This window comes from Larkinella punicea (assembly GCF_003334855.1).
Lineage (GTDB): Bacteria > Bacteroidota > Bacteroidia > Cytophagales > Spirosomataceae > Larkinella > Larkinella punicea.
Genome location: NZ_QOWE01000005.1, coordinates 190,468 through 204,338, shown reverse-complemented (window position 1 = coordinate 204,338; position 13,871 = coordinate 190,468). Strand labels below are relative to the sequence as shown.

The window sequence follows — 13,871 nt, the reverse complement described above, 5'->3', positions numbered from 1 at the left end:
ATTATCGATACTATTGCACAGCATAGAGAATATGTTATTTGGTATGATATATACTGCTGTATTTTGGGTTCCGATATTTATTGTTTTATTGATTTTAGATTATTTATTTTTTTTTGCATCAAAATTGAACGCAACTTTAGCAATTCTAATGGAATGGCTTATTGTTTGTACTCCATTAATTTATTTGCTAATTGATGATTTTAATACAGAGTCTGTACAAAGATGGATTCTGTATCCTATTATGATTGTGTGTTTATTAATAGGTCAAATAGTTAAATTAAAATATTTGGTTCTCTGACAATTTCTATGGAAAAGGCGTTTTGGGTAGTTTTATGAACATGAGAAACATCAAATTTAGGCTTTGTTGAGCTTTTCGTATAAGGCTTTAATATAGACTCCACAGAAAATATCAGAGAACCGCATTTATTAAAACTAGGTGTGTTAAAAAAGAGGGGAATATCATCAGTTAATAAAGGAACCAGCAGACACGATGCCAGCATTCGCTGTGAGTATTTTGGTGAGCAGTTTTATGTGGATATATTTTAGAGTAAATAATGAATATTTTTCAAATTTTGTTGTAGTTGAAATATAATCAGGTTAATTTTAAAATTGTTTGTGAATGCAAGTTAATAGAATGATTTGTTGCTAATAACTCACAATTTAGCGACAAACTCAATCGATATCCTATGCCGGGTATCGATCAAAAAACATCCTGAAAAAACCGGACTGGCAACGGCTGGTCCACTTGTTCTTTGACATTCTGAACGACAAAAAATAAAAGCAGAGGGCTGTTGACGGTAGCTTGCGACACGACGGTTTCGGGCTGCAACATCCGCATCAAGGCCGTCGACAGTCAGGAGACGGAAACCGATGTGATGCCAAGGGTAGGCGGGGTTTTGCAACCGCTGACGCTATCGGTGGAACACCTGGAAGGGGCATCGCTGGCGGGTTACCAGTATCAATGGAGTCGCACCAGTGGAACGAGTGCTGCTGTTAGCTTGGGCACCTCACCAACCTTGTCAGCGACGGCGATTGGGGAATATGCGGTGAAGCTGATGAGTGGGTCGGATACGTGTACTGCCTATTTAACGGTTCGCAGCAAACCGTGTACACCCCGGACACACACGTACGCCTGTGGCACGACGCCCGCGATTCCGCTGCCCGACACCGGGAGCCGGTTAAGCAACCTGGCTCCGGGCGACACGATCCGGGCGGCTGATTTCGACATCATCGTGACGGAGGTGAGGGGTGGCGGTTCGGAAGGCTGGAATGGGGTAGGCTACACGGAGATTCCGTATTTGCAGGGCTCCCGGATTGCCATTGAGCTGACCGGGGTGTTGGTCAATGAGTGCTACGAGTTGGTGGGCGGAACGGCGGTGTCGGTTTATGATCCGAGTTGGGGCGGAGTAAAAAATATTACTGATGTGACAAATGACATTTCTAAATTAACAGCTTACATAACAGACCTAATTGCCAACTTCCAAGGGACTCCAGAAGAAATAGTGCAATTGAATGCCTATAATAATAATTTGGATAGTCTTCAGAATATAATAACTAATCGAGTAGATCTTACCTCTGAGCAAAAAAATCAAGGTGTATCTTTGATAGATGCTATGAAAGGTGAAACACAAAATATAATTAATAATCCGACTTTCTATGCTAGTGCTCAACAGAATATTGAAGCCAAAGAGTCAATTAACCAAAAGCTAGGTAAATACCAACAGGAGGTAAGCCAAATACTAAATATTGATTATGAGGAGTTTACCTATATACTAGTGCATGGAGGGGCGGCCCTGATGGAGGGTGTACAGGGTCAGTGTGCCGACTATCCTTCTGAGCAAGTCATTGACAATTCAACTGACTGGTATGGTAAACTTAATTACGGTAAGCATTGGAAATTGCCAACTAATCAGCTAAAAGATATTTTTACACGAGGACTGTCTTTAGTTGTAAGTGCAGATATTGCAAGGGCTTTAAGTAGTAGATTCTTCAGCGGTACAAGCCAGCGTCTTATTTTTCGTGAAGGAGAGTCTTTTTTACAAAGCTTAAATAAGCCGGGAATTTTTGGCGTATTTAATTCTTATGCACAATCAATTGAGAATAGAATCTTCGAGCGGATACGTGATAATCAATTAAATCAAATTACTGAAAGGAATATTATTGGAGATGGTGCCCAAGCAATACCGTTACCAAATTTTTCGAACCCAGCATCAATCCCATTTAATGATATGTTTGGTATCATGGGTGGAACTCAAGGTAGTATTATCACTGTAAATATTTATAAACAGAAAAACTCTGCGTTATATATGGCTATTTTTGGTTATCAATTGATGGATACATTTGGGTCAGATTGGGATGATTTAAATGATGTCATAAAAGGGTCTTATCCAGCATTAAATGCAATGTTCATATTACAGCACCTGCGCGATGGTTTTTGCCCGTTTATTACAGAGATTCAATTGAAGAGACAAGGCTGTTTCGAGATTAGAGATGGTACCGTAATTAGTGTTGACTGTTCGACGATATCTACTCCTAGACAATTATATACTAAATGAAATTACTCAAGAAACTGTTTATTTCTATTGTCTTAATTTTTGCTGTTATTAAAATGCCGTCTGTTATATATGAGGGTGTTAGATATGCTAATTGTATTAGTGAAGAATCCTTATTTAATTTTCATTGGAAAGATACTGGCGTTAGCTATATTGAGGTAAGGTGTTTCAAAGATAATTGCCAAAATCTTAAAAAGATAAACAGATATCGTATATCAATGCAAGATACTGTCTGGGGGCTTTATGGGCTTTCATTTATAGATAATATAAATAAATTTCCGAATTATGTCGGGGCGGATGAACAGAATTGGGATTATATAAATAAAGAATCTACTTTTGTTAGTTTTAATTTAAATTATGAGGATAAGTCCATTAATAGGATATTGTTTAGAGGAGAAGATAAATCGAACATTTTATTTACTACGTCTTCAATAAAGTACAAAAATATAAACTCTAACTTGGTTCAAGTAGTAGGTGATTATAAGACTATTGATTTAAATACATTACAGTCTTTTTATTTATGGTGTAGTAACCAAATGTTTCATAAAAAAATTAGTGAGTGTACATACTTTTTGCGATCTAATATTAATTCAAGACCTGATATTATTATTAGATACATAGGAAATGGAGAACGCTTTTATTTAGATATAATTTAGTTGTAAAATTTTATGTACAACTATAAACTTACTTTTCGTGGAAACTTCAACTAGAAAGTGGTTACTGCCTTTTTCATTTTTATTACTAATAGCGGGGTGGTTTCTGGCCGAATACCTAATAAACGTAACTAAGATACCATCCGGACCTATGAGGGTTGTACCTATTAAGCCCTCCTTGATCTATATAGATCAAGGAGATGTACTGCCTCGACGTGAAGATTTTTTTTTTATTGTTAATTTAAACCGTTTAGATAGCGCTGCGTTACTAATATTTATTGCTCAAAACGCATGTCAAATTGCTGATACTATCGATTTGAAACAATACGGTTCGTATCGAATGGAATTCTACGAGCATGGCCAATATATGAATGACAGTACTTATCATACAAGAGATCGTCCTTTATTTCATACTGCTGACGAATTAGATGCTTTTGTTTTATGGATTATTTACGATCATGGCGAAATTTATGAAATACAATGGTATAATACAGGAGAAGAGTCTTCAAGCCAAACAATCCGAATAACCAAAGAAGTGAAACAGCTATTTGAGAAGTGCCGTAAAAAATGAAAGCCAAGCAGATCACCATTTTTACTATGCTTTTAATAGGGGGTTATACTATTTTTAAGCTTAGCCAGTCTGCTTGCCAACCTTGTGAAACAAGTCAGATGAAAATAATTGAAGCATGTTCTCCAGTTCCTAGCGCTTATACAATTATATATAGGCGTTTAAATTGTTTTTGTGATAATTCCCAAGATTGGACAAAACTTGGAGCTATTATTCGTCGTCTAAATTATTATAAAGATATTTATGGAAGCAAATATCCTACAAATATATTTGGAACAAAGAATATACCATGTTCCGATGACGAATTGCAGTATGATGTATTTGAGGATGATGAAGTTTTTCTCTACATTCAACAGGATACTTCTAAAACCATTTATGATGGAGGATTACAAAGTTTGTATATAAATAATGTAGTAAGTAGTAAACGCAGTATTGATATCCTGGATATTGGCAAAGAAAATAGAACGGTAAATCACAATACAAAAAGAGCCACTGTTCAATATAAAATGAATTATGATGAATTAAATGGCACTGCCCTCGTTTCATTTCAACAAGCCATTTATTATGATTCTTCCTATCAAAAGAGATTTAAAAATGTAGAATACCAATTAATCAATAAAGAAACCCGCAGACATGATGCCAGTATTCGCTATGAAGATTTTGGTGAGCGGTTTTATCTGGATGTGTTTTAAAGGCGTTACATCAACTCATAATTACAAGTAACTAGGAAGAAAAATGAAAAAAATTAACTCATTTAAAATGTTTGCTCAAGCAATAAAATGTATGAAATCCATCACCTTACGCTTTCAATTTCTACCGGTTCTGTTTGTGCTGCTGAGCGTCGGGCTTGCCGGATGCAACAAAAACAGCGACGATCCCGAACCCATCACCACTTCCAGCATCGGCCAATACGCTGGTAAGATGGTTACGACGGGCGGCTTGACGAATCAGGGGTCTGCCATCGTCCAGACCATGGCCATCACCGTTGAAATGACGGCAGGTAGCAAGGAAAACGAAGTCAAGTGGAAAATTATCGGCCCTTTCGGTGATTACAACGATCCGCTGACGGCAACGATCGACGGCACCAAATTCACGACACAAAGCCAGAAACTTACGTATGGCCCGGGCGATGAGGTGGTTTTCGAAGGCACCGGCACGCTCATCGGACAGCAACTCACGGTTACGCTCCGGGAAGACGATGGACAGGGGCAATACACGCACGAAATTACAGCAACCCGAAAATAAGTCAATTTTATTCAATCCATACACCAATCAAATGCACATGAAAACGTCTGCACCATTTTTCCACTTCTGCCTGAAAACAATTTTACCGGTTTTGATTCTGCTCAGTTTTTCGGCTTGTAAAAACGACAGCGATGACCCACAGGCCGACACCGCAACCTTCATCGGAACGTATACCGGCAAGATGGCGTCCAAAGGGCAGTTGGCCGGGTCGTCCTCCACCGTCGAGTTTGATTTTGACCCCATGAAGGTGCTCATCAAAGCAGGAAGCAAAGCCAATGAAGTCCAACTGCAGATCGATACCGACCTCGGTGCTTTCGATTACTGGCCAGCCACCGTGAGCGGCAACACGATCACCCTGTCGAAACAAACGATGAAAGATGATTTCGGAACGACAACCTTCGAGGGAAGCGGCACGATAGCAGGAAAAGCACTGACGTTCACGCTGAAACAGGTAGACGATACCGGTACGTATACGCACCAGATTACCGCCACCAAAAACTAACCATCCGGGTTTGAATCGACGGTGAAATCAGCCGGACGGTCTCCTACTCGTAATCCTGTCTTCCTCATGAAGAGATCTTTAGCGGCTTTCCGGGCCGTCTTGGGGCTGCTTTTGTCGTTTGGCATGCTATTGAGCCTTCCAACGGCTCAGGCAGACAATGGCAAAACCGCCGGTACCGATCCGGCTCAGTCTACGACGGTTTCCACCAGACCCCTCCCGACGGGTAACACATCTAGTGGAGTACCTGCCGGTGGGGCAACGTCCGTCGGGGCAACGATGGTCAGGATCAACACCGGTAGTCAGGCACTTTCACCGGCGACCCTCGTCGGATTGGACGGGGCGCTCCGGCAGTCGCGGATGCATTCCCGGCAGAAAACAAACCAACGGGGCAGGTGGGAAGAAACCGCATCCATCCAGCCGCAGTTGACCGCCATTACCTCGGCAGAACGCGATTCAGCGGCTTCGCTGTTTCGCTATTTAGACAGCCGCAATGGCTACGTGGAAGAGTTGACAATGCAGGATTTAACGGTATTACCGGTCGGCCTCAAAAAACAGATCGGTAACCGCACCGTTGAACTGGGCATTCTGAAAGTAAAGTTTTTCTCCCAACATGCGGAACTGACGGTTTTTGCCCGTATTAAGGCTTCGATGCCCGATCCGTATTCGGGTGTCAATGAGCGCGAATTGTTTTTTGGAGCCGATCAGGTGCATTTTACCCGCGACGGTGGATTGACGGGTGATTTTAAGCTGGTGCTGCTGGGTGATTACATTGTCCCGATGGGCAATATGACCTTGCGGCTGCGGGGTGGGTTGAACCGTTTCACGGGGGCTACGGAAGATTTGACGTATGCAACGTTTAATTGTGGCGGTCTGGTCGGTTTGGGCGTCGCCGGGGATGTGCTGTTTCCCCGCAGCATGCTGGTGCCCATCGAACCGGTTACTGGCGGGGTTATCGGTTCCGGGCAGGTGATGGGCACTTTTCAGGTCAGTGCCCCGGATTTCAGCGACCTGATCGCGAAGGTCGACATCACGCCCTTTGCCGTGACGGGCTACGAACAATTCGGCTTCCAGTTGACGCAGGCCGTCCTGGATCTCAGTGACAAACGAAACGACAACGCCGTTTTGTTTCCGCCGGATTATTTCAACGATCCTCAAAACAGTTTGCCGGATGGCTCAGATCCCGGCACCTGGAAGGGCGTTTATATTCAGCAATTCCGGATTATTCTGCCTCCTGAGTTTAAAGCACGGGGTGGTGGCACGGAGCGCATTTCCATCGAAGCGACTAATCTGCTGTATGACCGGCAGGGTTTAACCGCCCTGGTAGCCGTCAATAACCCCCTGAATGGTGAGCCGCTATCCGCATCGGGTTGGGCTATGACACTGGATCGGTTTGAACTGGCGTTTGAAAAACATAAACTCGTTGGTGGGGCTTTTCAAGGGCAACTGACATTGCCCATTGCACCCACCACACCCGTAGGCTACCGGGGCGAAATTACGAAGAATGCCAACTATGGGCTTGAAGTTTTTGCTGTCGAATCACTCAAATTCCCACTCTGGCGGGCCACGGCGACCCTTCAGCCGTCATCACGGATTGAATTGAAAGTTGTCAACGGCACCTTTAAACCCCGGGCGACACTCCACGGTAGCCTGGGTATTTATGCCATGAAGAATGGCACCGAAGCCACGGAGGGCGCTGCAACGCTTCAATTCAAGGGGATTACGTTCGAGAATCTGGTGCTGCAAACCGACTTACCCCGGCTGACAATCGGTGCTTTGGGTTATCAAAACGATCAGAAACTGGCCGGTTTTTCGATCACAGTCAGTGAATTGCGGGTAGCTGCGGCACCGGCCGACAGTGGAGACGCCACCCTCTATTTGCAAGTTCGGGTCAACCTGATGAAGGAGACCTTTGGCGCCACGGCGGGGGTGACGGCTTATGGCAAATTTGTGGAAAATAACGGCATCCACGAATGGAATAACAACGGAATTACCCTGTCGGACTTCTGTATCAAAGGGACGGTCAGCAACCTTACGCTGGCGGGTTGCGTCAGCCTTTTCGAAAATGATGCGGTATATGGCAAGGGATTTCGGGGATCGGTTAGCCTGGGCGTAAGTAAACTCGCTCAGGATGGGAGTTCCAACAAAATGAAATTCACCGCTGAAGCCCTGTTTGGGGCCAAAGACGACTATCGGTACTGGTATGCAATGGGGGGCACGACATTCAATCCCACCATCCTGTTGGCGGGGCCACTGGAAATGAACGCCATTTATGCCGGAGCGTATCACCACATGCGTCCACGGGTACTGGGGGCATTTGGCAGCGCACTCAGTTACGAACCAACTGAAAGTATTCAACTGGGTTTTAAAGCCGTGATGGGCCTGGTGGCGGCCAAAAAAGCCTTCACCGGTCAGGCTGGCGTGGAGATTATCTTCAACCAAAATTGGGGGCTTAATTCGGTTGGGCTCTTCGGGGAAGGGGTTTTTACCGGAACGGTATCCGTCAATATTCCGGGTGCAAACAAACTGAAAACGATGGTTCTCAATACCGGAAAGGTATTAGCTGGCGATGTATTTACCCAGGAAATGCTGGAAAAGAAAGCCAAACAGGAATTCGGAGCCACCGAAGGAAACGCGCTGGGCAGTATTCAGGGCCGGGTCGCTTTGCTGATGGATTTCGAGCACCATACTTTCCACGGCGATGCGGAGGTCTTTGTCAATGCGGGTGGGCTATTACGCGGAACAGGCGCTAATAACCGCGCCGGTTGGATGGTCATGCACTTTGATGAAAACGAATGGTATTGTCACCTGGGCCATCCGGATAGAAGCCGGCGAATTGGACTGCTGATGCACCTGGGACCCCAAATCCGGATCGATGGCTACCTGATGATCGGGCACCGGATTCCGGGTATGCCCCCTCCACCAACGGAAGTACTCCAAGAACTTCGCTATGATCCGGCTCTTCAAACCGACCGACCGGCCAGTGCGGAAGCCGATGCGGTGTTGGGGAAAGGATTCGTCTTTGGAGCCAGTCTATCGCTGGATTGGCGCATTCGTTTGTGGATACCGTATCTGAATCTAACCGCCCGAGCCGGATTCGATATGCTGTTGAAAGAGTTCAATGCGCCGTTCTGCGGGGGGCGAACCACCATTGGCAGCAACAACTGGTACGGTCGGGGGCAAATCTACGCCTTTCTGCAGGGCGAAGCTGGGGTCTATATTTTTGGAAAACGACCCTTGATTACCGTTTCGGCAGCGGCTCTGCTGGAAGCGGGCTTGCCGAATCCGGCCTGGCTGGATGGGCGACTGGCACTGGGGTTAAAACTGGGCCGGAAATTTAACCAAACCGTACGCTTTAACCTGGAAATGGGCAGTCAATGCCGCCAATAAGTTTGCCATTGTAATTCTATGAAACGCATTCTATTCGGTCTTCTCATTGGGTATTGGGTGAGTTGTTTTTCAACGCTGGCCCAAGGCCAGGTAGTCAACGTGGTGGCAAGGGCTAAACCGGCCGGACAAATTCTGCTGCGGTGGGTGCCGGGCGATGAAACCGTCTGGCAGCAGGGGAATCAGTCGGGTTACCTCATCGAGCGGACGACGCTGAAACGCAACGGCGTTTTGCTGGCAACACCCGAGACGGTCAACCTGACGCCCCAACCGCTGAAACCGGCGGTCACGGCCCAGTGGCAACCCTACCTGCTGCCCGATAGTCTCGCTCACCAGGCGTTGTACGAAGCCCTGTATGCACCCGACCCTACAGTTTCGGCGGATACGACCAATCAACTGACCGTCAGTCAGGACAGCACAACAGCCTCCGAACAGCGCTATTTCTTTGCCCTGGTTGCGGCCGATCAGAGTTTTTCAGCCGCCCGTCTGGCTGCGCTGGGTTTTACCGATCAAACCGCCCAATCCGGTGAGCAATACCGCTACCGGATTCGGGTGGCGGGTCAGCCGGGCATTACGCCGGGTGACGTGATCATGGGTCTGTCGGATGCATTGCCACTGCTGCCGATTGCCAGACCCTTCCTTCGTTTTGAACCGCAACAGGCTGTGCTGCAATGGCCTGCGGATACCACCATACGGGGTTTTAACAGTTATTGGGTCGAACGGTCTACCGACGGTCAGACCTTTGCGGGGCGCAATGCCTTGCCGCTGTTGAGCAACGGAGCGGAACAGGACACCATCAGCTATCAGGATAGTTTGCCTAAAAAACGACAGGTCTTTTATTACCGGCTCCGCGGGAAAACCATCTTCGATGAGTGGGGCTATTCTCCGGTGGTTTTTGGGCAATCAAAGTCGCCGGTTTCGTACAGCCCCCGGATCACGCAGGCCACCATTCCGTCGGCGGGAACCCTGGAAGTACACTGGCGGTTTCCGGCGGATACGGTATTGCCGCGCGTCGACACGCTGATTCAGAACTTTTGGATTGGCGCATCCCCGACGGCCGATGGCACACTCGTGCGGCTGAAAGTCAATCTAGCCCCGACCGATACCAGCACAATAATCAGCCAGTACGGACAAAAAATAGCGGTTAATGGTCCGCAGTATATTACGGTGGTTGCGATGGGTCTGGATGGTGATACCTTGCGGTCGTATCCGGTTTTGGTCCAACCCGCCGATTCGTTACCCCCCGCCATTCCAACTGGTTTGCGGGGGACCGTCGATTTGATGGGCCGGGTTCAGATCCAATGGGATCCCAATACGGAGCCTGATTTACTCGGATATAAAATTTTTAGCACCGAGCGGGAGGGCGATGAGCCCTCTTCCCGTAACGGCGAACCGTTTCCGACGGCAACCTGGGCCGACACGGTCGCGCTGAATCAGTTAAACCGGGACTTGCTTTATTATGTCCAGGCCGTGGATCAGCAATTCAATCAGTCGGCCTTATCACTCCCGCTCAAGCTGACTCGACCCGACACCTTACGACCGGCCTCTCCCTGGATCAAAAGCTACGAACGAACCGATGCCGGAGTCAATCTTCGCTGGGCCAATAGTGCCAGTTCCGATGTTGTCCGTCATACGCTGTACCGAAAAGCCCTGACCGGCGTCGACACCACCTGGCAGGTCGTCCGTGTTTTCACGGCGGGCGATACCACTTACCGGGATGAACCATTGGTGGCTCCGGGCGATTACGCCTACAATATCGTAGCGGAGGATGCGGGGAAATTACAATCCCTTCCGCTGGAACCGCTGGTGGTGAGTCTGGCAGCCCGTAGCGCCGTTCACCCACCGATGACGGTCTTGAACGCAACTGGAGAAGCGGGCCGGAATGCTGTTCGGCTGGACTGGCGTTATACCGATCCAACCGTGGTAAAATATGAACTGTATCGCGCCGAAGGAACATCCGCTTTGGCTCCCTGGCAATTTATCTCAGCACCCCAAACCACTACCTGGGATGAGCGGGTGAAAGCGGATTCGACCTATCGGTATGCCATTCGGGCGATTTTTCGGGACGGCTCGGTCACCGGCTGGCAATCCCAAACCCTGGTTTACCATTCGACCGATACACTCGCCAATCAAGCCCCCATCGTGGCGTTGACGCTGCCGGATCAACGGGTGAATCAGGGTGAAGCGGTGAACTGGAGCGTTCCGCCCGGCACCTTTACCGATCCGGACGGGACGATTGCCCAAGTCCGGGTCGTTGCCGCTGGATTGCCAACCGGATTGATCGCCAGCGGCACGACACTCAGCGGACAGCCGACCCAAACCGGAACGTATACCCTAACGGTTCGCGCCGAAGACAACGGGGGGCTGGCAACCTCGACGACCTTTCAACTCCGGGTCAATGCCCGGCCTGTTTTGCGCCTGGATTCATTGGTTCAGGTGGTGACGGTAGGAAAACCGTTCTCCTATTCGTTAGCAACGGATGTAGTTACGGACACTGATGGTCAGGTCACTGAACTAGGCTGGGAATCGGGTGATTTTCCGGCCGGTGTGCAACTCAGCGGATTAACATTGACCGGCACGCTGGCAACCTCTGGCCGGTTTCCAATCCGAATCCGGGCGTTGGATAATGATGGCGCACTAACAATCGATACCCTGGTGTTGGTAGCCAATCAGCCCCCCCTTGTCATAACGACACCGGCCAGCCAAACGGCGCTTTGGAAAGAACCGTATCGATACGTCGTTTCCGATTCAGTATTCCGGGATGACGATGGATCGATTGTATCGGTCGTTGTGCTCGCTGATAGCCTGCCTCCCGGACTGGCAGCCTCTGGGCCACGGCTGGAGGGCGTTCCTACACAACCGGGTCAGTACCCGATTCGTTTGGTGGCCACGGATAATCGGGGTGCCAGCACGGAAGTGCAGTGGACATTGACCATCGGTGACGCTCCGAATCAGCCTCCGGTGGTGGACACGCCACTGCAAGTTTTGTTGGTCGCTGTCGGCGAAACCCTCAACTACACCATTCCGGCCACGACGTTCTACGATCCGGACGGCCCGATTACCTCCATCACGATCACCGGTACAATGCCGGCCGGTCTTTCGGCAGTGGGTGGTCAACTCAGCGGTATTCCAACCGTTTCCGGCAGTACGACACTGACCGTGACGGCTACGGACGCTGCGGGCAGTGCTGTTTCTACGAGTTGGGTCATTACGGTCATCAACACAACGCAAACGCCCATCATTACCGGCAGTACAACCCTTTGTTCAGGTCAATCCACGATTCTAACAGCCACGAATTGCGGAGGAATCATCAACTGGTCGACGGGAGCATCGGGTAATTCTATTACGGTTAGTCCGGTTGTTACCACTGCGTACACCGCTACCTGCACGGCAGGTGGTGTCGCCGGGTCGTCTTCTGGTCCGGTGGTGGTTACGGTACAGGCAGCGTTCACGGTCACGACGGCCAGCAACAGCCCGGTAACGGTGGGGCAACCGCTGAATTTATCCGCGATAGCCCCGGCCGGAACCCTTTTGCAATGGAGTGGCCCCAACGGCTTTGTGGCTACCGGCGCATCCGTAAGCATTCCGGTTGCTGGTACGATTCACGGGGGTAATTATAGCGTGACAGCCACCACCGGTGTTTGTTCGACTAGCGCGATGGCAACGGTTATCATTTCTGGCAATACCTCATTCAGCGTATGCATTGAAGCCGAAGACGCGACCCTGACCACTGGTACCGGAACCATTGCAACGGACGCAGCGGCATCGCAGAGCAAGTTTATCGGGAATTACAGCAACAGCAGCACCAACCGGCGGTTTACCTTTTCGAACCTTCCGCTGGCAGGCTCTTACCAGCTTCAAATCCGGTACCTCACACCAGAAGCCGCTCCACAAGCCACCTTATTGATTAATGAAGGAATCGGCACCATTACGTTACCACAGAGTAGTACAACCTGGTCCGGTGGTTTCCGGGTGCATAGTTCATCAAGAACATTTAAACAGGGTGACAACAGCATTCGTATTCAGGGGAATGGAAATGGCAGTTTTGCGCTGGATCAGGTCTGTCTGGTTCGCTGCAACACGCCATCGGCACCAACGCTGACCAGCGCCACGGTTTGTGCGGGGCAATCCGCTACCCTGGTGGCGAGTGGTTGCGAGGGTTCGGTCGTCTGGAATACCGGCGCAACCACTACTTCTTTCGTGATCAGTCCCGCAGCTACGACTTCATACACTGCGACTTGTCAGGTTAGTGGCGGCTGTATTAGTGTACCTTCCACTACGACCGTTACCGTCAATCCATCGGTTACCCTTAATGCCAGCAGCAACAGTCCCGTTGTGACAGGGCAAACGTTGTCACTGACCGCAACGGCTTCTGCGGGAGCTACGTATCGCTGGACTGGCCCCGGCGGCTTTACGTCTACTGCTCAGAATCCTACCATTCCGGGGGCTACTTCAGTCAATTCCGGTATGTATCAGGTGACGGCTTCCGTGGGGAGTTGTACGGCGGTAGCCAGTACATCCGTATTGATTTCGGCCAGCAGTTCCTACAGTGTGTGCATGGAAGCCGAAGACGCCACGTTGACGACCGGAACAGGCACCATCACGAATGATGCGGCTGCGTCGGGAGGTCAGCGAATAGGGAATTATAGTAATTCCAGTACGAACCGACGGTTTACACTCAATACCGTTCCTCTGGCCGGATCCTATCAGATTCAGATTCGGTATTACACAACGGCAACATCAGCCCAGGCAGCCGTGCTGGTCAATGAACAGGGTGCCAGCATCACCACCCTGAGCAATTCGGGAGCGAACGGGTATTCTACGTATACCTTGACGAAGAATTTGAATCAAGGCACTAATTCGATCCGGATTCAGGGCAATGGAACCGGTTCATTTGCTTTGGATCGGGTATGTGTAGTCAAACCTTAACGTTTTCCGAATGACATCATTCCGGTCCTCTGTCTGGG

General features: G+C 48.8%; 9 protein-coding genes. 8 read left to right on the top strand and 1 reads right to left on the bottom strand.

Translation table 11 applies throughout. The annotated features are described in order from the left end of the window. Nucleotides 1-1,081: 1,081 nt before the first annotated feature. Nucleotides 1,082-1,231, bottom strand: a complete 150-nt coding sequence (locus DUE52_RS32355) for a hypothetical protein (protein WP_165840889.1) — start codon at nt 1,229-1,231, stop codon at nt 1,082-1,084. Between the two features lies 1 nt (nt 1,232). Between DUE52_RS32355 and DUE52_RS07745 the strand changes: the two genes are divergently transcribed. From DUE52_RS07745 to DUE52_RS07710, 8 genes are all read left to right on the top strand, one after another. Beyond that, entirely contained in the window at nt 1,233-2,555 is a 1,323-nt protein-coding gene (locus tag DUE52_RS07745) for a hypothetical protein (RefSeq protein ID WP_133299786.1), read from the top strand. Continuing rightward, nucleotides 2,552-3,208, top strand: coding sequence for a hypothetical protein (locus tag DUE52_RS07740; RefSeq protein WP_114405414.1), 657 nt, complete (start codon nt 2,552-2,554; stop codon nt 3,206-3,208). The genes DUE52_RS07745 and DUE52_RS07740 overlap by 4 nt, the downstream gene beginning before the upstream one ends. Nucleotides 3,209-3,245: 37 nt before the next feature. Then, nucleotides 3,246-3,776 (top strand): hypothetical protein, encoded by a 531-nt coding sequence (locus DUE52_RS07735; RefSeq protein ID WP_133299785.1) that lies wholly within the window; start codon nt 3,246-3,248, stop codon nt 3,774-3,776. Next, complete coding sequence (locus tag DUE52_RS07730) at nt 3,773-4,465, top strand: hypothetical protein (protein WP_114405412.1); 693 nt, start codon at nt 3,773-3,775, stop codon at nt 4,463-4,465. The genes DUE52_RS07735 and DUE52_RS07730 overlap by 4 nt, the downstream gene beginning before the upstream one ends. 91 nt (nt 4,466-4,556) lie before the next feature. Continuing rightward, on the top strand, nt 4,557-5,018 hold the full coding sequence (locus tag DUE52_RS07725; RefSeq protein WP_114405411.1) for a hypothetical protein: 462 nt from the start codon (nt 4,557-4,559) through the stop codon (nt 5,016-5,018). Between the two features lie 37 nt (nt 5,019-5,055). Continuing rightward, a complete protein-coding gene (locus DUE52_RS07720; protein WP_114405410.1) occupies nt 5,056-5,520 on the top strand; it encodes a hypothetical protein in 465 nt (154 codons plus the stop codon). A gap of 66 nt (nt 5,521-5,586) precedes the next feature. Beyond that, nucleotides 5,587-8,907, top strand: coding sequence for a hypothetical protein (locus DUE52_RS07715; protein WP_133299784.1), 3,321 nt, complete (start codon nt 5,587-5,589; stop codon nt 8,905-8,907). A gap of 18 nt (nt 8,908-8,925) precedes the next feature. Beyond that, a complete protein-coding gene (locus DUE52_RS07710; protein ID WP_114405408.1) occupies nt 8,926-13,833 on the top strand; it encodes a putative Ig domain-containing protein in 4,908 nt (1,635 codons plus the stop codon). The last annotated feature ends 38 nt before the right edge of the window (nt 13,834-13,871 follow it).